Annotated in this window: 19 protein-coding genes; 1 reads left to right on the forward strand and 18 read right to left on the reverse strand. The window is 34.6% G+C overall.

Annotated features, from left to right (window positions below):
• Positions 1 to 6: 6 nt before the first annotated feature.
• The 4 genes from GQ40_RS11975 to GQ40_RS11990 form a co-directional block, all read right to left on the reverse strand.
• Entirely contained in the window at positions 7 to 1,140 is a 1,134-nt protein-coding gene (locus tag GQ40_RS11975) for an efflux RND transporter periplasmic adaptor subunit (protein ID WP_047548621.1), read from the reverse strand.
• 10 nt (positions 1,141 to 1,150) lie between these two features.
• Positions 1,151 to 1,654: a GbsR/MarR family transcriptional regulator gene (locus tag GQ40_RS11980; RefSeq protein WP_047548624.1), complete on the reverse strand. Its 504-nt coding sequence runs from the start codon at positions 1,652 to 1,654 to the stop codon at positions 1,151 to 1,153.
• A 164-nt stretch (positions 1,655 to 1,818) separates the two neighbouring features.
• A complete protein-coding gene (pheS, locus tag GQ40_RS11985; protein WP_047548630.1) occupies positions 1,819 to 2,838 on the reverse strand; it encodes a phenylalanine--tRNA ligase subunit alpha in 1,020 nt (339 codons plus the stop codon).
• Between the two features lie 129 nt (positions 2,839 to 2,967).
• On the reverse strand, positions 2,968 to 3,324 hold the full coding sequence (locus GQ40_RS11990) for a hypothetical protein (protein WP_047548633.1): 357 nt from the start codon (positions 3,322 to 3,324) through the stop codon (positions 2,968 to 2,970).
• Between the two features lie 154 nt (positions 3,325 to 3,478).
• On the opposite strand from GQ40_RS11990, the gene GQ40_RS11995 reads away from it, so the two are divergent.
• On the forward strand, positions 3,479 to 4,021 hold the full coding sequence (locus tag GQ40_RS11995; protein ID WP_047548636.1) for a CvpA family protein: 543 nt from the start codon (positions 3,479 to 3,481) through the stop codon (positions 4,019 to 4,021).
• 12 nt (positions 4,022 to 4,033) lie between these two features.
• Here GQ40_RS11995 and GQ40_RS12000 read toward each other — a convergent pair whose 3' ends face one another.
• From GQ40_RS12000 to GQ40_RS12065, 14 genes are all read right to left on the reverse strand, one after another.
• Positions 4,034 to 4,660 (reverse strand): carbonic anhydrase, encoded by a 627-nt coding sequence (locus GQ40_RS12000; protein WP_047548638.1) that lies wholly within the window; start codon positions 4,658 to 4,660, stop codon positions 4,034 to 4,036.
• Positions 4,661 to 4,671: 11 nt separating this feature from the next.
• Positions 4,672 to 6,540, reverse strand: coding sequence for a SulP family inorganic anion transporter (locus tag GQ40_RS12005; RefSeq protein WP_047548642.1), 1,869 nt, complete (start codon positions 6,538 to 6,540; stop codon positions 4,672 to 4,674).
• Between the two features lie 175 nt (positions 6,541 to 6,715).
• On the reverse strand, positions 6,716 to 7,345 hold the full coding sequence (locus GQ40_RS12010) for a carbonic anhydrase family protein (protein WP_047548645.1): 630 nt from the start codon (positions 7,343 to 7,345) through the stop codon (positions 6,716 to 6,718).
• 40 nt (positions 7,346 to 7,385) lie between these two features.
• Entirely contained in the window at positions 7,386 to 8,987 is a 1,602-nt protein-coding gene (locus tag GQ40_RS12015; RefSeq protein ID WP_047548647.1) for a SulP family inorganic anion transporter, read from the reverse strand.
• Between the two features lie 85 nt (positions 8,988 to 9,072).
• Positions 9,073 to 9,375, reverse strand: a complete 303-nt coding sequence (locus GQ40_RS12020; RefSeq protein WP_052184243.1) for a hypothetical protein — start codon at positions 9,373 to 9,375, stop codon at positions 9,073 to 9,075.
• A gap of 58 nt (positions 9,376 to 9,433) precedes the next feature.
• A complete protein-coding gene (locus GQ40_RS12025; protein WP_047548649.1) occupies positions 9,434 to 10,192 on the reverse strand; it encodes a tetratricopeptide repeat protein in 759 nt (252 codons plus the stop codon).
• Positions 10,193 to 10,194: 2 nt separating this feature from the next.
• Positions 10,195 to 11,970, reverse strand: a complete 1,776-nt coding sequence (locus GQ40_RS12030; protein ID WP_047548652.1) for a BatD family protein — start codon at positions 11,968 to 11,970, stop codon at positions 10,195 to 10,197.
• Between the two features lie 23 nt (positions 11,971 to 11,993).
• Positions 11,994 to 12,491, reverse strand: a complete 498-nt coding sequence (locus GQ40_RS12035) for a hypothetical protein (RefSeq protein WP_231565571.1) — start codon at positions 12,489 to 12,491, stop codon at positions 11,994 to 11,996.
• 78 nt (positions 12,492 to 12,569) lie between these two features.
• Complete coding sequence (locus GQ40_RS12040; protein ID WP_047548665.1) at positions 12,570 to 13,400, reverse strand: tetratricopeptide repeat protein; 831 nt, start codon at positions 13,398 to 13,400, stop codon at positions 12,570 to 12,572.
• A 175-nt stretch (positions 13,401 to 13,575) separates the two neighbouring features.
• Entirely contained in the window at positions 13,576 to 14,619 is a 1,044-nt protein-coding gene (locus GQ40_RS12045; RefSeq protein WP_047548668.1) for a vWA domain-containing protein, read from the reverse strand.
• A 146-nt stretch (positions 14,620 to 14,765) separates the two neighbouring features.
• Positions 14,766 to 15,770, reverse strand: a complete 1,005-nt coding sequence (locus GQ40_RS12050; protein ID WP_047548671.1) for a vWA domain-containing protein — start codon at positions 15,768 to 15,770, stop codon at positions 14,766 to 14,768.
• On the reverse strand, positions 15,770 to 17,395 hold the full coding sequence (locus tag GQ40_RS12055) for a BatD family protein (protein ID WP_047548674.1): 1,626 nt from the start codon (positions 17,393 to 17,395) through the stop codon (positions 15,770 to 15,772). Before GQ40_RS12055 ends, GQ40_RS12050 begins: the two co-directional genes overlap by 1 nt.
• Positions 17,396 to 17,463: 68 nt before the next feature.
• On the reverse strand, positions 17,464 to 18,330 hold the full coding sequence (locus tag GQ40_RS12060; RefSeq protein ID WP_047548677.1) for a DUF58 domain-containing protein: 867 nt from the start codon (positions 18,328 to 18,330) through the stop codon (positions 17,464 to 17,466).
• A gap of 97 nt (positions 18,331 to 18,427) precedes the next feature.
• Positions 18,428 to 19,429, reverse strand: coding sequence for an AAA family ATPase (locus GQ40_RS12065; RefSeq protein WP_047548680.1), 1,002 nt, complete (start codon positions 19,427 to 19,429; stop codon positions 18,428 to 18,430).
• Positions 19,430 to 19,510 lie beyond the last annotated feature (81 nt).

Raw genomic sequence — 19,510 nt, forward strand, 5'->3', positions numbered from 1 at the left:
TCGTTACTAGTTTTTGAATAAAGTGGCTACAGGTTTAATAGCCTCTTCAAAAGGAATGTCTTGAGGAGTGATTGCCATTCCGTTTTTTAATTTACCAACACCAGCAACTACAATTTTATCATTTGCTTTTACACCAGATTCTACAACATAAAGATTGTCTACCGCTCCTTTAATCTTAATAATTGAAGTCGAGATTTTGTTGTCGTCTCCTAATTTAAAAATCATAATATTTCCTTGTTGTTCATAGGTAGCAGATTGTGGTACTACTACAGCATCTTTATATTCTATAGGAAATCTTATTTTTCCAGAATTTCCATTGGTTAGGATTTCGTTTGGATTATCAAAAGCTGCCCTAATTTGAATGGTACCTGTACTTTGGTTTATTTGACCAGTACTGGTTTGAATACGTCCTTTTTCAGAATAAATCTTACCATTTGCTAACACCAAACTTAAGTCTGGAGCATTTTTAATACGCTCTGCTTTTGTCTTTCCTTCAGATCGCTGTAAATGATCAATATATTGAGCTTCATTGAAACTGAAAAAAGCATATACTTGGTCTATTTCACTAACTGTCGTTAAGGGTTTTGTGTCGCTTGGACTAATTAACGCTCCTTCTCTAAAATTTATGGAACCTACGTAACCATCTATTGGACTTTTAATTGTTGCATAACCGATATTTGCAGAAACACCACTTAAATTTGCTTTTGCTTGGGCCAAATTTGCTTTTGCTGTTTCCAACTGTACCGGACTAATAATATCTTTCTCAACAAGTGGAATAAGTTTATTAACTTCTACTTGTGCAACATTTACACGTGCTCTTGCTGCTCCAGCATCTTGACTTAATGCCTCTGTTTCTAATTTAAACAATAACTGTCCCTTGCTTACTTTTTGTCCTTCGTCAACAAAAACTTTCTCTATGTAACCAGATGTCTTAGCTCTAACATCACTGTTTACAATCCCTTCAATTGTTGCTGGGTAATCTGTAAATCCAGTCACCGTTTTGTTTTGTAGTTGGGTTACTGGAAATGTAGGAGGTGTAGTTGATGCGGCTGCTTGTTGGTCTTTTTCTGCATTGCCACAACCAATAATCACTAAAAATATACCTAGTGATAATAATGTATAGAAATTTTTGATTTTCATTTTTTGAATTTTAAATATTGAATTGGTTATCTATTAATTTTATTCTCAACTCTTCTATAGATGCGCTCGCTTCATCTAAAAACTGGATGTAATCGTTGTGAAAATTTAAATCAAATTTTTCGGTATCATTTTCAACGCCTTGAGAGTTAATAGTTTGCTTGTAATCCTTGATTTGCAAGTGTAATTCTCTAACTTCTTTCCACTCATTGATCATATTATCAATGTGTTGCATTATCATGTCCTTATTGATAGTAAAGTATTTTTTACGATCTCCCGTTTTGGTGAAATACACAATCTTTTTTAAATCTTGTAAATGGTTGAGATGTGTTGAAATCGTACTTTTACTTGCACATAGAATAGTAACCATATCCTCAAATGTGGTCCCTTTTTTTCCAGTTAAAATAATGTAAGATAAAATTCTGGCTGCGACAGGTGCCAATTGATCTCTAGACTCTAAATGAACGCCTAGCTTTTCAACCAATGCCATTTTTTCTTTGCAGATATTTTTCTCCATATTTTACATTTATTTCGAACTGCTTTAAGAATTACTCTGAAACAGTAAAAATTACATGCAAATTTATTTATTAGTTCGGAACAAACCGAACTAAACGAAGTTAAATCGCTGTTAAATAAAAAAAGCCGACAGTTATGTCGGCTCTAGTTATATGTTATCAACATTTATAATGCAGATTTAAACTGCTCCAAAAACCGCACATCATTTTCACTCAATAAACGAATGTCGCTAATTTGGTGCAACAATAAAGCAATACGATCTATTCCCATACCAAAGGCAAAACCTGAATATTCTTTAGAATCAATTCCGCAGTTTTCCAATACGTTCGGGTCTACCATACCGCAACCCATAATTTCTAACCAACCTGTCCCTTTGGTCATTTTATAATCTGTTTCGGTTTCTAATCCCCAATATACATCTACTTCTGCACTTGGCTCTGTGAACGGAAAATATGAGGGACGAAGACGAATTTTGCTTTTACCGAACATTTCCGTAGTAAAATATTGAAGTGTCTGTTTTAAATCTGCAAAGCTTACATCCTTGTCAATATATAATCCCTCCACTTGATGAAAGAAACAGTGTGAACGTGCCGAAATAGCTTCATTACGAAACACGCGACCAGGAGAAATGGTACGAATTGGAGGTTTATTGTTTTCCATATAACGTACTTGTACAGAGCTGGTGTGCGTACGTAATAAAATATCTGGATCTGTCTGGATAAAAAACGTGTCCTGCATATCACGAGCAGGATGGTATTCTGGCAAGTTTAATGCTGTAAAATTGTGCCAGTCATCTTCAATTTCTGGACCTTCGCTCACGTTAAAACCTATGCGAGAAAAGATATCGATGATTTGATTTTTTACGATGGAAATTGGATGGCGCGCACCAATAGCAATAGGTTCTCCAGGACGTGACAAATCGCCATAAACACCTTTGACCTCTTCTTTACTTTCCAACTCCTCTTTAAGTGAGCTGACTTTATCCTCTGCAGTTTGCTTGAGCTTATTAATGGTTTGCCCGAATTCTTTTTTCTGTTCGTTTGCTACATTTTTAAACTCAGCAAAATACTCTTTTAAAAGACCTTTTGACCCTAAGTATTTTATACGGAATGCCTCAACCTCTTCTTTGGATTGTGCTTTAAATTCTTCGGCTTCTGCTATGAGTTCTTTTAGCTTGTCTATCATGGTATTTGAAAATAAAGGGCAAATTTAATGAATTTTATCGCGATTTGCGTTAGCGATGGAAGCATTTGTTGGAGCTCCTCGCAGAGAGCGACTGCTGAGAGCGCGACCCTTGTGGTAACGCCATTGTATTTATTCTATAAATTCAGTTTCTATAAAATAGTTAACGATAGCATCTTTCATCAACACGCTTTGTTCTCCTGCTTTTAACGGTGGTAATTCTTCTTTGACTTTGTAGTGTGGCCAACCGTCTTCATCTGCATAATCGAATTCGTAATAGCCATAAGGCGCGAGCAATTTACAGATGGCAATGTGCATTAGATCCAGTTTGTGGTCTTTTTTGAATTTACGGTCTAATTGCCCTAATTCCTGCACACCTATCAAATAGATGATTGCATCCAAATCTAATGGATCTCCATCTGCAAATCGTGCAGATAGTTTTTCTACTACTAAATCCCAACGTTGTTTTAATTGTTCGTCTCTTGCCATGTATCTCTTTTCTTGTTTGGACTTTGCTTATTAAAAACTCCAGCAACAATCTTTTTAATTAAGGCTACAAAGTTACTAAACTATAAGGTCTACAAATGCGTTATTATTTTAAAATGAGAAAAATTATGTACGTTTGTTAAAACTAACTTTCACTATGGCTGTTATTGATATTATTTTGGGTGCTCTTTTACTTTTTGGGCTAGTACGAGGTGTTATGAAAGGGTTTTTTGTTGAAATCGCCTCTTTAGTCGCGCTTGTTGCTGGAGTTTATGGCGCTATACATTTTAGTGATTTTGCTGCGGAATTTTTAGACACTAAACTCAATTGGGATGAGAAATATATCAATATTGTAGCTTTTGCCATTACCTTTGTGATCATTGTTTTGGTCATTGCTCTGGCTGGAAAAGCATTAACAAAACTGGCAAATTTTGCTGCACTCGGTATTTTGAATAAACTTTTGGGTGGCGTTTTTGGTATTTTAAAAATCGGTTTAATATTAAGTGTTCTGCTTATCGTATTTAATAATTTAAATAGTAATATCCCTTTTGCAGATGAGCAGGATCTAGAAGATTCTATTCTGTACAAACCGGTTAAAGGTTTAGCTCCTATGATTTTCCCGAGTATTTTGAATAAAGGTAAAGATGTTGAAGATGAAAATGTTGATGATGAGGATCTTGAAACAAATCAAAACACATAAAATCTCCTATTTTTAATCTAGATGATAAATCTCCATAATGTCTTTTAGATATTTGTCAAAATCTATTTTAAGGTCAATAAGCGTTCCTGTATGAACATCAAAAACCCACCCATGGACTTTTAACTCTCTATCTCTGTATGCTTTTTGAACAGCAGCAGTTTTAATTAAATTAACACATTGCTCTTTGACATTAAGCTCTACAAGTCGGTCATACTTTTTTTCTTCGTCTGTTATTAGGTTAAGTTCATCTCTATGAATACGATATACGTCACGAATATTTCGCAACCAAGGGTTTAAAATACCTAAGTCTGCAGATTGCATTGCTGCTTTTACTCCACCACATGCATAATGCCCACAAACCACCACATGTTTAACTTTTAAATGGTCTACCGCATAATTGACTACAGACATTACATTAAGATCTATACTTATTACCATATTAGCAATATTACGATGCACAAAGACTTCTCCTGGATCTAGACCCATAAGTTCTTCTGCGCTAACACGACTATCACTACAGCCAATATAAAGCAGCTCTGGATTTTGCCCTTTACCTAGTTTTTCAAAATAATCTTGATCTACAGAGAGCTTATCTTGTATAAACTGTTTGTTGTTTTTAAAAACGTGTTCTAAAGTCATGGATTTCTATATTAATCTTGATGTTGAACATTGGTTTTGACCCATTCCATACAACTATTAAAATCTTTAAAAATATGTTCTGTTGGAATTAAATCTGGAATGATATCAATACGCTCCATCATAAATTTTGGTTGTTTTGCTAAATTTACGAACAATACATTTATCTTTTTTTTCTTAAGATCTAAAAGTACGTCTTCCAAAGCATATAAACCCGATTGATCAATATAGTGCATCAAGCCCAAACGAATAACCACAGTTTTTGCAGTATCGGGAATTTGTTTTGAAAGCGCTTGAAAATCAGAAGTATATCCAAAAAATAATGGTCCTTTGACGTGTTTTATAAAAACGTCTTCTTTTAATAATGAAGGAAAGCCAGCCTCGTCTAACCAAACCTCTTCTTTTAGGGGCTTAACATCACTACGTTTTGCTGTTAAATCTCCTATTTTTTTCATAAACATTAGTGAAGCAATGATCAATCCAATCCCAACTGCATAAATTAAATCCCAAAAAGTTGAAAGCAGTAAAACTACCATCATTATTAATACTTCAGAACTTAATTTAACAGGTCCTATTTTTATATCTTTTGGTAAACTTGAAATCGCTTTTAAGCCTTTATAATCCATAACGCCAATACCTACGGTAATTAATATTCCTGCTAAAACTGCAGCTGGAATTTTTGATGCTATTGGACCAAGACCCAGTAATACTATCAATAATATTATGGCTGCTATCATTCCAGAAAGCCTAGTTTTTCCTCCGGAATTTATATTAACTACCGTTCTAATTGTAGCACCTGCGCCAGGTATACCTCCAAAAACAGAAGCAATACTATTACCAATACCTTGACCAACTAATTCTCTACTAGGATTATGTTTGGTTTTGGTCATGTTATCTGCAACAACACTAGTTAAAAGACTATCTATTGCACCTAGAAGTGATAATGTCAAAGCAGTTAGTATATAAGGTGAAATTGCGCTAAAACTAAAAGTGGTAAACATTTCTAATTTAGGAATTGGCAATCCAGATGGTATTTCTTGAATTTTTAAATAGTCAAAACCAAAACCAACTGCAATACCAGACATTACCAATAGTGCTACCAACGTACTTGGTATTTTTGTAGTAATTTTTTTAAACCCAAAAACTATAAAAACAGTTCCTATTGCTAGTGCAAATTCTAACCAGTTAATCTGTTTTATAGCTCTGGGCAATGCCTTTAAAGCACCCAAAGCTCCTGAGGTTTCTTTGACTGCAAGTGTTTTAGATTCTTTTAAAATAATAGCGTCTTCATCTTCTATTTCATTTACCTTTTTGATTGTTTGCTCAAAATCCTCTAAAACTAAAACACCTTCCCCGATTTCTTCGTCTAAGATTTTGTTTAAAACAACTTCTTTTGCTTCTGGCTTAAATTGCTCTACAAAAGCAAGATCTTCTTTAGGGTTATAACCTAATGATGGTAAAATTTGAGTTAATATTATTATTAATCCAATTGCAGTCATAAATCCTGACACTACAGGATATGGGATGTATCTTATATATTTACCTAAGCCTAAAACACCTAAAATAATTTGCATTATTCCTGCTAATAAAAATACAGTTAAAATAGTGGGCAAAGCCTTACTAAGATCGCCATCATTGGTTGCAATTACACCTGCAATAACGACTAAACTTACCGCTGTCATTGGTGCTGTTGGCCCAGAAATTTGTGTTGATGTCCCACCAAAAAGAGCAGCAAAAAATCCAATAAAAATAGCACCATAAAGTCCTGCACTTGGTCCTAAACCTGAAGACACTCCAAAGGCAAGTGCCAATGGCAATGCTACAATACCTGCGGTTATTCCTCCAAAAGCATCACCTTTAAAATTTGAAAAGAATTTTTTCATAAATGTTATATGTTGGTTTTTTAATTAAAAATAAGGTTTTTTATGAAAAATTAAAGTATCTATTTGCCTGTGATCTTCAATTTAACAATAACCAAAACTCACTTTTTCGGTTAAAAAAAAGCATTGTAATTAACAATGCTTTTTTTACTTTTCTTTTTCAAATGTTGTTTGATTTTTATTCAAAAAACTCAACAGCACCTGTATTTATGTCATACATTGCACCAATAATTCTAATTTCATTGTTCTTCTCCATTTCCGAAAGTATAGGACTTTCAGCATGGATTCTATCAATGGTCAATTCTACATTTTTCTTAGACACCTCATCAACAAAATCTAAATTTTTTGAGTTTCTCATACTCTTATCTTTAGGTTCTTCAACAGCGTTTACAGCTGGTGTAATCTTTTCTATAAGCTTAGTGAGATTGCCCATTTTGGCGTCATCACATGCGCCTTTAACAGCACCACAACTGGTATGTCCTAACACTACTATCAATTTTGTACCTGCCAATTTAGATGCAAATTCCATACTTCCTAAGATATCTTCGTTAACAAAGTTTCCTGCTATACGTACACTAAAAATATCGCCTAATCCTTGATCAAAAACCAACTCTGCCGATACACGGGAATCTATACAACTTAAAATAGTAGCAAACGGAAATTGACCATCACTTGTGTCGTTAACTTGCTCTAATAAGTTTCTATTTGCCTTAAGATTTTGTTGGAATCTTTGATTTCCCTCTTTTAAAAACTGCACAGCCTTTTCTGGTGTCATTGTTGCCTGTGTTTCTCTTGTATGTGCTTTCATGTCTTTTTATGTTTAATGTTTTTAAATAAATTATTTTATTTTAGGATTTTTTCTCCAATTTAAAAAATTCTATAAAACTTTCAGGATTCTCTACAATTCCACGATCTGAAATTATTTTTATATCAATATTTCTTTCTTTGGCTTTAAAAGCAAAATCGTCGAGAATTTCGATAATATCATTATCCAAGTATCTTGTTTTTCTTACATCTAACTCTAAGTAACTATTTTCAGGTAAATTATCCAATTCTTTTAAAATTGAAGCTTTATTAAAAAATGTTACTTCCTCAGCTAAAGTCATTTTTATTTTTCCATCATTTACATCTTCACCTTCTTTATGCAAAAAGTGGGAGTTTTGAAAACTTTTTATCAAAATGATAAAGATCCCAACCGCAAGTCCTAAACCAATACCTACCAATAAATCCGTAAATACGATTCCTACAACCGTTACTATAAACGGTAGAAATTGCTTCCAACCCATATCATACATTTTCTTAAATAACGTGGGATTAGCTAATTTCCAACCAACGATGAAAAGCACTGCTGCTAATACAGATAAAGGAATTTTATTTAGTAATGTAGGAATCAAAATCACAGAAATTAACAGGAAAAAACCATGAATAATTGCAGAAATTTTTGTTCTACCACCCGACTGAATATTTGCAGAACTTCTAACAATTACCTGTGTAATTGGAAGTCCTCCCACTAAACCTGAAAGAATATTTCCTGTCCCTTGCGCAAATAACTCTCTATTAGTTGGCGTTACATTTTTATGTGGATCTAATTTATCAGTAGCTTCTACACATAATAATGTCTCTAAACTTGCTACCAATGCTATCGTAAATGCGGTAATCCAAACTGCAGGATTATTGATGGCTGCGAAATTCGGAAAACTGAATTGGCCTCGAAATGACTCAAAATCGTCTGGAACAGGAACACTAACTAAATGTTCAGGGCTAATACCAAATTTATCATTTGAAGCAGTTAGAATATAATAGATAATTCCAACAACAACAGCTACAAGCGGTCCTTGTACTAGCTGGAAAAATTTACCTTTTTTAGATAAAACATTACTCCAAAGTAATAAAATCGCCAGAGAAATAAGTCCAATAAGCGTTGCTCCAATACTTATATTACCAATTGCATCCATTATTCCGCTAAACGTGTTTCCTCCATCAACTTGTTGAAACGAAAAATCACCTTCGGGATCGGAATCATAACCAAAGAAATGCGGAATTTGTTTAAGAATAATAATTATTCCAATACCTGTCAACATACCTCTAATCACAGAAGACGGAAAAAAGTACCCTATAATACCAAAACGCAACGCACCAAATAATAGTTGTATTACACCTGCTATTACTACAGTGACAAGAAAAACCTTAAAGCCCTCTTGAAAACCTCCGTAAGTCTCTGTGAAGTCTTGAATTGCTAAAAATACAATAGCTGCTAATCCTGCTGCTGGACCACTTACTCCAATCTTAGAACCACTTAAAGCTCCTACTACGATTCCTCCTATAATTCCTGCTATAACACCAGAAAATAAAGGCGCTCCACTGGCTAGTGCAATACCCAAACACAAGGGTAATGCGACAAAAAATACAACTATACTAGCTGGTATGTCATTCTTAATATATTTAAACATTTAATATCTATTTGTGCTAAAGAAAATTTCGATAGCTAATTATTAATAATTAATTTTTAAGACAAATTTGTCCCTAATGATAATATTAAGAAATGAATTCTGGAGGTGAAAAGATAATATTGAGATGAGGCTTTTGATAAGTTTTGAAGAAATAGGCAGTCTTATTGAATTTTTCCAAACTTTCAATATAAGTTATCAACTTCATTGAGTTGTAGTAGAATATTTTGCCTTCTTTGGTAATATTATTTTCTTTTTCTTCCTCTTCTTCGGTTAAAGAATATAAACAAGAAATATCGATAGAATCGTCGATAACCATAATAACAGAAGGCGCTGTAATAAGCGCAGTAAATATCAAAAGAAAAAAAATGGATGATATTTTCTGTTTCATAGTTGGTTTAAGATTTACAAATATAGGACTAGAATTTCGAGATATGGTTAAAGATTGCCTAAAAATCTTTCAATAATTTGATATCGTCGTTTAGTATCCAGCCCATTTTACCGTCTGCTAATTTGATTTTCTTCCAATTAGATACAGTATCAACAACTTGTACCTTAGTGCCTTCATGAAGCTTAAAAGCCTCTGTACTTCTCAAATTTGGCTCACTTTTAATTTGACTTTCTTGAGCAAAAACAATAGCTGGCTGGTTTTTCTTTTCAAGACCATAACTGTTAAACGCAAATGAAAGCGCTATAAGCGCCAAAATTAAAAAAGACAGACTTGTTATAAATGTAAAACGCTTTTTAGAAGTGCTTTGAGAAAAATAATAGACTAAAAATAATAGCACAAAAAGGATTACCAATACCACCGACACTTTAGCCCATTTATCAAAAACCATTATATTCGTCGCTTTTTTAATAAGTCTGGAAAAACCAACTTCTGGCACAACTTCAATATCATCAATGGTCATATTTTTTGCAAAAGCTATATTGTTCAAAATATCTTTATCATTAGGCTTTAATAATAACGCTTTTTCATAATAATAAATACTTGGCGCAATGTGGTTTAATTTATAGTGCGCATTTGCGATATTGTAATATAGTTCTGCAGAGTGCTCTCCCTCTTCTAAAATAGAAGTGTATCTATTTAAAGCCTCTGTATAATTACCCTCATTGTACAACGTATTTGCTTGTTCAAATGCTTTGTTGCCTTGTGCAAATGATAATGTTCCCAACAGAAATATAAATAAGTATAATATAGGTCTCATCACTATTGTATTTCTTTATCTATTGTTGAAATTGTAGAAGCTGCCTTATCATAATCCTGTTGCATTTCCACATTGGTGATTGGTGTATATCTCGCCAATTCACAGTGGTGTAAAATACTGATAAACTCTTTTACGGTTACTTCATTAACCTGACGCTCCACAAGAATCTCTTCTATTTTTTCTTTACTGAAATCACTCGTTTCAATCTGTAATTTCGCTTTAAGGTAATTATGTAATGCTTTTTCAAGAGCAATATAAAACGCCTCTTTATCGCCTAATGATTTTTTAGCTTCACTAAGATATTTCTTAGCAAGCCTATCTGCTTTTCTTATTTTATTTCCAAAGACATCTGCATTGCGTTTTTCACGCTCTCTACGAAAAACTATTGCCAATGGTATTAATAATAAAGGTGATAAAAGTGAGCCCCAAAATAGTGTAGATTTAAAAAATGGATCGCTTTGTATTGGTTTTAGATTCGCTTCGGTTTTTACAAATGCAAATTGATCGCTATTTAAAGTCACTTCCTTTTTATCTGTATTTGCAGTTGCCAAATTATCGTCACCAGATGAGTTATTGATTGGTCCATCTATAACATCAATTATTATTTCTCCAGAGGATACGCGTTTATAGGTTTCGCTCTCTAAATCAAAATAAGAAAACGAGACCGTTGGAATTGGATATTTACCCTTATACTGCGGAACAATGGTATACGTATCTGCAATTGACCCTTGCATGCCACCTAGATACGTTTTAATAGACTCATTGTGCTCTGGTTCGTAAACTTCCAAAGAACTTGGTAAGGTCAACTTTGGTAGCTGAAACAATTTCAAATTCCCTGTTCCTGTAACTTCGACGGTGGCTTGTAAACTTTCCGAAGCATTTAAATTAGATTTTGAGGTCATCACATTAAACTTAAAATCTCCAACTGCTCCAGTAAAATCATCTGGTTTTCCTTCTTCTGGCAATGGTTTTACGTTAATGGTTCTACTTCCTGCGGAAACGGTACGGTTGGTTTGCGCCATGTGCCTTCCACCAAAAATATCGCGTCTGTTTGTTGGTACCTCAACAGTAATATCTAATGTTAAAGGTTCTATTTCCAGTTTTCCTGATTTTTGTGGGTAAAGTACCGTTTTCCGAAGCACTACAAATCGATAATCTTCTCCTTTATATGTACCGTTTTGCACTCGCAAACCCTTGGTATCTATCTTTTGGCTCCAAAAATCATTGTAACGTGGATTATCAACTTCCCGCCAATTGCTCACACCTGTATTTGGAGAAACATAAAGTTTATAGACTACCGTGATGGCCTCGTTGAGATAAGGGTCAGACTTTGAAACTTCTGCCACTAAATGGATGTTTTCTGTAGCCTGACCTTCTACATTGTAAGGATCGTTAGGTCGTTTAACCTCATCGGTCACCTGAACCGTAACCGCATCTGTTTTATAAATCTTGCCCTCAATTTCAATGCTCGCACTATTTATGGTAAATCTTCCCTTTTTTTGTGGTGCCAAGAAATAGCTGTACGTTTTTGCATAAGAATGAGCTCCATTAAGCCAAGAGTTACTAACCGATGTATTTGGTCCACCAATGACCTGAAAGTTCTCAAAATCTGGCGCGTTAAAATTATCGCCATCCTTATTCATTGTGAAATCGATTCGCAAACGTTCGTTTTGACCTAATTTAGTCTTACTTACTTTAGCTTCAAATTTGACCTGAGCAAACATCATACTCGATGAGAGTACGATTAATAAAATAGATATGTGTTTTATGAGTTTCATCTCAATTTTTTTCTTCGGAAATGTTATGACTTCACATTAATTTTTAATGCATTAGACTTCATTTTCAATATAACTTCTTTCATTGAAAAACCAAGTCCTTCGTTTGTATTCGTTTTTTCTGCAACCTTAGCGGTTACTTCTAATTGTAAAGGCTCAAAATTGAACTCACCTTGGTGTATTGCTTTAATTTCATCCTTTTTTATGATAACCATTCGGTAAGGCTTGCCTTTATACGTTACGTTTTCAATAAGTAGATTTTCTAACTTTATGTCGTTTTGACTAAACCCGTCATAAGTTGGTTTTTCTATCAGTTTCCAATTTGAAATACCAACGTCTTGTGAAACATAAAGACGATACTCAATGTTGATTATTCCATCTACGGAAACTTGATCGCTAGACATTTTGGCAATTATATGAACAGCTTCATTTAAATTATTATCATTAGCTTTAATTGCTTCTTTTTCTTGAGCAAAACCCATACCAACTGCGAATATTGTGACGAACAAAAATAGATGTTTCAAATTTCTCATGAAGATGTAATATGTGTTTCTGTGTTTCTGTGTTTCTGTGTTTTGAACTATAAGTTTGAAAGCTGTTTATTACCAATCTTTTTCTGGTTTTACCTTAACACCTTTTTGTTTTTCGGCATTTATTTTTTCCTGAACCTTTTGTTCATTGTTATTCATCGCTTCCAGCAAATTCTTTATTTGCTGAGGTGAAAGTTGACCTGGTTGAGGCTTAGGTTGTCCTTCTTCTTTTTTATCGTCTTTCTTTTCGCCATCGCCTTTATTTTTTTCATCTTTAGGCTTACCATCTTCATCTTTTTCATCTTCACCATCTTTCTTGTCTTGGTCGCCTTCGTCTTTAGGATCTTCTTTTTTCTCGTCTTCCTTCTTATCTTCTTTTTTATCTTCGTCTTCTTTGTCCTCGTCTTTTTTATCTTCTTCCTTATCCTGTTCTTGCTGTTGTTGTGCAGCACATTCTTTCGCTATGGCAAGGTTGTAGCGTGTTTCATCATCGGTTGGGTCGCTACGCAATGCGTTTTTGTAAGCTTCTACCGCTTCTTTGCATAGTTCCTCTTTCATTAACACGTTCCCAATATTGTGATAGGCTTTGTGTTTTTCTTCTTTTGAAGTTGCGTTTTTTGCAGCTTCTGTGTGACGATACAAAGCTTCGTCGTAGTTGCCTTTGTCGTAGTAAGTGTTTCCTAAATTATAAGAGCCCGCAACTACAGATGGCGATTGAGAAATGGCTTTTCTATACTCCATCTCTGCATTGATGTAATTATCTGCATCGATAAGCTCATTGCCTTCATAGACATAATTTTTAGCATTCTCCAGCGCTAACTGTTGTTCTTTTTCTTTATCTTTTTGTTGTGCAAAAGAAAAGCTTGCAACACAAATTAGGATGTAGGTTATGTATAATTTCATAGATTAAAATCAGTTTTTGTTTTTACGAAAACGCATCAACAAAATGCTTAGCAAGATATAAAACTAGTGAATTTGTTATAGTTAAAGATTTTATAAAATATTGGAAGGGTTATTGTTGTATGAAATATTGGTTAACAAGACCAGACTTTCACATCATAACATTTCCGAAGCAACCCTAAAAATTCTCATTAAATAAATTGAGTCGTTTTAACCAAGCGGTTTTACGCTCCAGAAAGAAAATATCCAAGAATAAAAAGAAAATCCCAAAACCTAAAAACCATTGAAATTGGTCTTTATAATCTGCAAATTCCTTGGCTTCAAATTCAGTTTTATCCATTCGGTTTAAAATATCTTTGATCTCTTTGATAACGTCTGCGGTGTTATTACCATTAATGTAAGCACCATTGGCTTCGTCTGCGATATTTCTTAAAGTCTCTTCATTGAGTTTGGTTACAACGGTCTCGCCTTGGTTGTCTTTTTTGTAGTTGAGCAAAACGCCATTACGCTTGATTGGGATTGGACCACCTTTAACGTCACCAACACCAATAGTAAAAATCCTGATGCCTTCGTCACTCGCCTCATCAGCCACATTACTCGCGACATCGCTGTGATCTTCTCCATCTGAAATAATGATCAACACACGATTGGTTTGCTCTTCATCATCAAAATAGGTTTTTGCCAATTCTATAGCTTCATTGATTGCTGTACCTTGGGAGGAGAGCATATCTGTATTCATGTTGTTGAGAAACATTTTTGCTGAAGAATAGTCTGTCGTAATCGGTAACTGCGGAAACGCTTTTCCAGCATAAGCGATGATCCCAACACGATCACTTGCCAAGCTGTTGATAATTTGTGTGACGAGCTGTTTTGATTTCTCGAGACGGTTGGGTGCAACGTCTTCTGCCAGCATACTTTTTGAAACATCTACTGCAAAAACGATATCTACACCTTGGCGTTTTACGGTTTCCAGCTTGGTGCCAATTTTTGGATTGACCAATGCAATGGCGAAACAAGCTACTGCCAAACTAAGCACAACAATTTTTAAAATAGACTTAAATAACGATTGATTGGGACTCAAACGTTTCAATATTTTTGAGTTAGCGAAACGTTTTTGAGTTCTGTATTTCCAAAATTGAAGTATGGCAAACAGTAAGATAATTACTGGGATTGCCAGCAATATCCAAAACCATACTTTTTCTTCTAATTGAAAATCGAACATTCTTTATATTGTTTATTTGTTTTTTGTGGAACTGTTTAGTTGTTCTCCTCTTTTCGCTTTAAACCTTATATCTTATTAAACCTTATATCTTATCCCTCTTGTCTTCTGTCTTCTGTCTTCTGTCTTCTGTCTTCTGTCTACTGTCCTTAAACAAAACTTCTAAAAACCGTAAACCTGAGCAAAACTTCAATAAGCAGTAAACCTAAAGCGATTAAAATCAACGGACGGTATTTTTCATCATACGTCGTGTATTTGATTTCTTCGATTTCGGTTTTTTCTAGTTTATTGATTTCGTTATAAATTTCTTTTAGTTTCTTGTTATCTGTTGCTCTAAAATATCTTCCACCAGTGACGTCTGCTATCTCGTTGAGGAGCGCTTCATCGATTTCGACTTGCACTCTTCGGTATTGAAAATTTCCGTTAGGTAAAATAGTATATGGTGATAGCGCCATACCGTTTGTTCCCAAACCGATTGTATAGACTTTGATACCATATTCTACTGCGAGTTCACTTGCAATTTTAGGATCTATAAAACCGGAATTGTTAACTCCATCTGTTAACAGTATAATGATTTTACTCTTGGCTTTACTATCTTTTAATCGGTTCACAGAGGTTGCCAGTCCCATACCAATGGCTGTTCCACCTTCAATGATAGTATTGTATTTTATATCTCTTAGCGAGCGCAACACAATCCCTTTATCACTCGTAATTGGTGTTTTTGTATAGCTCTCTCCTGCATATTCTACCAAACCAATTCTATCGTTTGGTCGTCCTTTTATAAACTCTGACGCTACATTTTTTAATGCTTCCAAACGGTTTGGCAATAGATCTTTTGCCAGCATACTTGCAGAGACATCTATTGCCATTACAATGTCAATACCTTTGGTGGTTTTTGTTTTTGTAGTCTCGTCTGACGTCCGAGGTCTTGCCAAAGCAACAATTAAAAATGCAAGTGCCAACAAACGTAATACAAATAATAACGGACGTAACTTTGGAAGCAAAGAATTACCAACCTTAAAGCCTTTAATGCTTGACATTTTAAGTTCTGCAGTTTGTCTTTTACGCTTAAAAAAGTACCATAAAATTGCTAATGGTAGCAGTAGAAACAACCAGAAAAACTCTTTATTTAAAAATTCTATTCCTTCAAACATTATTCTTCTTGTAGTTTTTTAAGTTCTATAGAATCAATAATACGATCAATCGTTTGGTTGGTATACTCGTTTTGATTGTTCCATACCAAGACTATTTGTTGCAAGACGTTTTCCGCAGTAAAAGCAAAAATGGCATATTCTGCTTGTCTAAATTCACCGTCTTCTTCCGTAGGAAATTCTGCTGTACCGTATGCCTTTAAGCCTTCGGCAGCATTAGGTGTTATAAACTGCTCTTTTTTGACAATAAGATTTCTAGCTCCATTATTTTCAAAGGATTTGATATTACCTTCGATAGACAGATTTAAGTCAATTTTATTAGGTTCTCCCTCTTCGTTTTTACCAAGATTATTGAATTTGGTAGTACTCACCAAAATATTCATGGCAGTATCTAAATCACCGTACGAAAACATGGTCGTTTTCGCTTGTTGAAGTGTATCAATATCCTGCATCTCAACACGCTCTAAAACCGCAGGAGTTGAGATCATAATTGGTGGCACACCATAATCACTACGCACCCAATCTCCTTCTAAAAGTTCTTTGCTTTCTTCGCCTACAATAGTATCAACCACGTATTTGAAACCATATTTTACGCCAAATCCCACAAATACAGCAATCAAAATCAAAATACTTGCAGCGACGGTAATCCAAATCTTTTTACGTTTTTGTTTGCGTTCTTGCTCTTCTTTGTATTTCTCGTCAAGTAATTTTTCTTCTTCGGTTGGTTCTGGCAAGGCTTCCTTAACTTGATCTATTTCGACGTCAATTGTATTTCTATCCAATCTTGCCAATTCAACATCTGGTGCTGATTTTGCGAATTTCACCAAATCGGCACGTTTAAGGATGGTTTCAATATTATTGATATCATCATTGCTCAACTCAATTTGGTTGGCATCTCTAAGCATATTTAATCGGGAAACCAACTCATCTGTTGTACTTTCTAATGCGCGATCGTACACTTTTTCATCGAGGTATTTTCTTATGATGAATGTCAACTCCGAATAATAACCCTTTAATTCAGATTTTTGAAGATAATCACTCTCATCTAATTTTTTTAAAGCCAGCTTAGCTCTGTCGTAAGGCGGTAATTGCGCTATTTTTTCTTCTTCGGAAAGTGGCTTTTTACGCCAAATCAACCAATACAGAATAAAGCCAATCAATGCCAAAGCCAACACTATAATTAATGCATATAACCACCATTTGCTTGCTGCCTTATCAACCTTGATCATTGGTTTAATATCGTAGAGCTTTTGTTTTGTGGTATCAACAGGAATTGTTCGCACCTCAACACGCAAAGAATCTGTAAAATAGGTTTTAGTGCCTATAATTATTTTTTGCTTTGGAATGGTATAAGATCCAGAATCAAATTGCGTTAGCCCATATTTTTTTATCAGCTGAAATTTGATGGTGTTCTTTGTTGTATCGATTTTGTAAGACTCAATAACCTCCAAAGGCATGAATGTTTGGCCTTCTGGAAAAACCACCAAATCTGTAGTATCTGCCTCAACGTTTATCCTATAAGTGATTTGCTCACCAATCCTTATTTTTGTGGTGTCAATAGAAGTTGTGACTTGAGCGGATAAGGTTCCAGAAATAAGGCATAAGGCAACAACGAAAAAGATGGACATCTTGTTCGTTTTAGAATTCTTTACATATGCTAACTTTTGTCTTATCACTTTTTGCTAATTTCTAAGTATTATCGTCTTTTAAAATAACCCAGTAATTTTTTCACATAACTCTCATCCACACGACAATCTATCGTACCAGAACCAGATTTTGTAAAGATTTCTCTAAAATAATCTACCTTCTCATTGTAGTAATTACTGTAATTGGTTCTCACTTGTTTAGAAGCAGTATTTACCAACATTAATTCACCTGTTTCCTCATCTTGCATCTGCACCATCCCGAGGTTTGGAATTTCTTCCTCTCCTTTATCAAAAACGCGAATTCCTGTAATATCGTGACGACCTGCTGCTATTTTTAAATTTTGCTTGTAATCATCATCTGTAATAAAATCACTGAGTATAAATACAATAGCTTTCTTTTTCATCACGTTGGATAAAAATTTCAATGCTTCGGAAATATCTGTGAGTTTGCTTTTAGGCTTAAATTCAATGAGTTCCCTAATAATTCTTAATACGTGAGAACGTCCTTTTTTTGGCGGAATATAAAGTTCTATCACATCTGAAAACAGAATCAAGCCAATCTTATCATTATTTTGTGTAGCCGAAAAAGCCAGTGTCGCAGCGATTTCAGTAACAATTTCATTTTTAAACTGCTCGTCTGTACCAAACAACTCCGATCCCGAAATATCAACCATGAGCATCATGGTTAATTCTCGTTCTTCTTCAAATACTTTTATGTAGGGTTCGTTGTAGCGTGCGGTAACATTCCAATCAATGTTTCGAACATCATCACCAAATTGGTACTGGCGAACTTCAGAAAAAGTCATACCACGACCCTTGAAAGTCGAGTGGTATTCGCCTCCAAATATATGATCAGACAGTCGTCGTGTCTTGATCTCAATTTTTCGTACTTTTTTTAAGAGTTCTTTGGTATCCATTTTTGTGTTCTGTCATTCCGCACATGATGCGGAATCTATCAAATTAAATTTGTTATAAAAGTTAAAGAGATTCCGCATCGAGTGCGGAATGACAATTCTAAGGCACCTCTATCTCGTTTACAATCTTGTTGATGATGTCTTCCGAAGTTATATTTTCTGCTTCTGCTTCGTAAGTAATTCCAATTCTGTGACGCAGTACATCATAAACTACAGCTCGAACATCTTCAGGAATCACATAACCACGACGCTTAATAAATGCGTAACATTTTGCAGCAGTTGCCAAGTTGATACTTCCACGAGGTGATGCTCCAAAAGAAATCAATGGCTTTAAATTTGGTAATCTATATTGGTCTGGATATCGTGTTGCAAAAATGATATCGAGAATGTATTTTTCAATTTTTTCATCCATGTACACTTCTCTCACTACTTCTTGAGCTTTCAAGATTTGCGCTACGGAAACTACCGGATTTACTTTTTCCCAACTTCCTTTAAGGTTAGCTCTCATGATGAGTTGCTCTTCTGCTTGTTTTGGATAATCAATAACCGTTTTTAGCATAAAACGGTCTACCTGTGCTTCTGGCAAGGGATAAGTTCCTTCTTGTTCTACTGGGTTTTGTGTTGCCATTACTAAAAATGGCTTATCCAAAATATAGGTTTCGTCACCAATGGTCACTTGCTTTTCTTGCATGGCTTCCAGCAATGCCGATTGTACTTTTGCTGGTGCTCTATTGATCTCATCTGCAAGCACAAAGTTGGCGAATATTGGCCCTTTTTTTATGGAAAAATCATTTATCTTCATATTGTAAATGAGCGTACCCACAACATCTGCAGGTAGTAAGTCTGGTGTAAACTGTATTCTACTAAAACTTCCATCAACTGCTTGAGACAACGTGTTTATGGCTAATGTTTTTGCAAGTCCCGGAACACCTTCTAATAAGATATGCCCTTGGCCCAACAAACCTATAAGTAATCGTTCTACCATGTGCCTTTGACCAACGATGACTTTGTTCATTTCCATCATTAATAAATCAACAAAAGCACTTTCTCTTTCTATTTTTTCATTGATGCTTTTAATGTCAATTGTACCAGTATCTTCCATTATATTTCTTTTTAAAGACTAGGATTAACTCCTTTTTATTTAGTATCGCAAATTGTTAAAATTTTTGCTGAGTTGCTGTTA

It is taken from the genome of Psychroserpens sp. Hel_I_66 (genome assembly GCF_000799465.1).
Lineage (GTDB): Bacteria > Bacteroidota > Bacteroidia > Flavobacteriales > Flavobacteriaceae > Psychroserpens.

Coding starts and splice junctions, on each gene's coding strand:
- GQ40_RS11975 (WP_047548621.1), bottom strand. CDS start 1,140: ATGAAAATCAAAAATTTCTATACATTATTATCACTAGGTATATTTTTA.
- GQ40_RS11980 (WP_047548624.1), bottom strand. CDS start 1,654: ATGGAGAAAAATATCTGCAAAGAAAAAATGGCATTGGTTGAAAAGCTA.
- pheS (WP_047548630.1), bottom strand. CDS start 2,838: ATGATAGACAAGCTAAAAGAACTCATAGCAGAAGCCGAAGAATTTAAA.
- GQ40_RS11990 (WP_047548633.1), bottom strand. CDS start 3,324: ATGGCAAGAGACGAACAATTAAAACAACGTTGGGATTTAGTAGTAGAA.
- GQ40_RS11995 (WP_047548636.1), top strand. CDS start 3,479: ATGGCTGTTATTGATATTATTTTGGGTGCTCTTTTACTTTTTGGGCTA.
- GQ40_RS12000 (WP_047548638.1), bottom strand. CDS start 4,660: ATGACTTTAGAACACGTTTTTAAAAACAACAAACAGTTTATACAAGAT.
- GQ40_RS12005 (WP_047548642.1), bottom strand. CDS start 6,540: ATGAAAAAATTCTTTTCAAATTTTAAAGGTGATGCTTTTGGAGGAATA.
- GQ40_RS12010 (WP_047548645.1), bottom strand. CDS start 7,345: ATGAAAGCACATACAAGAGAAACACAGGCAACAATGACACCAGAAAAG.
- GQ40_RS12015 (WP_047548647.1), bottom strand. CDS start 8,987: ATGTTTAAATATATTAAGAATGACATACCAGCTAGTATAGTTGTATTT.
- GQ40_RS12020 (WP_052184243.1), bottom strand. CDS start 9,375: ATGAAACAGAAAATATCATCCATTTTTTTTCTTTTGATATTTACTGCG.
- GQ40_RS12025 (WP_047548649.1), bottom strand. CDS start 10,192: ATGAGACCTATATTATACTTATTTATATTTCTGTTGGGAACATTATCA.
- GQ40_RS12030 (WP_047548652.1), bottom strand. CDS start 11,970: ATGAAACTCATAAAACACATATCTATTTTATTAATCGTACTCTCATCG.
- GQ40_RS12040 (WP_047548665.1), bottom strand. CDS start 13,400: ATGAAATTATACATAACCTACATCCTAATTTGTGTTGCAAGCTTTTCT.
- GQ40_RS12045 (WP_047548668.1), bottom strand. CDS start 14,619: ATGTTCGATTTTCAATTAGAAGAAAAAGTATGGTTTTGGATATTGCTG.
- GQ40_RS12050 (WP_047548671.1), bottom strand. CDS start 15,770: ATGTTTGAAGGAATAGAATTTTTAAATAAAGAGTTTTTCTGGTTGTTT.
- GQ40_RS12055 (WP_047548674.1), bottom strand. CDS start 17,395: ATGTCCATCTTTTTCGTTGTTGCCTTATGCCTTATTTCTGGAACCTTA.
- GQ40_RS12060 (WP_047548677.1), bottom strand. CDS start 18,330: ATGGATACCAAAGAACTCTTAAAAAAAGTACGAAAAATTGAGATCAAG.
- GQ40_RS12065 (WP_047548680.1), bottom strand. CDS start 19,429: ATGGAAGATACTGGTACAATTGACATTAAAAGCATCAATGAAAAAATA.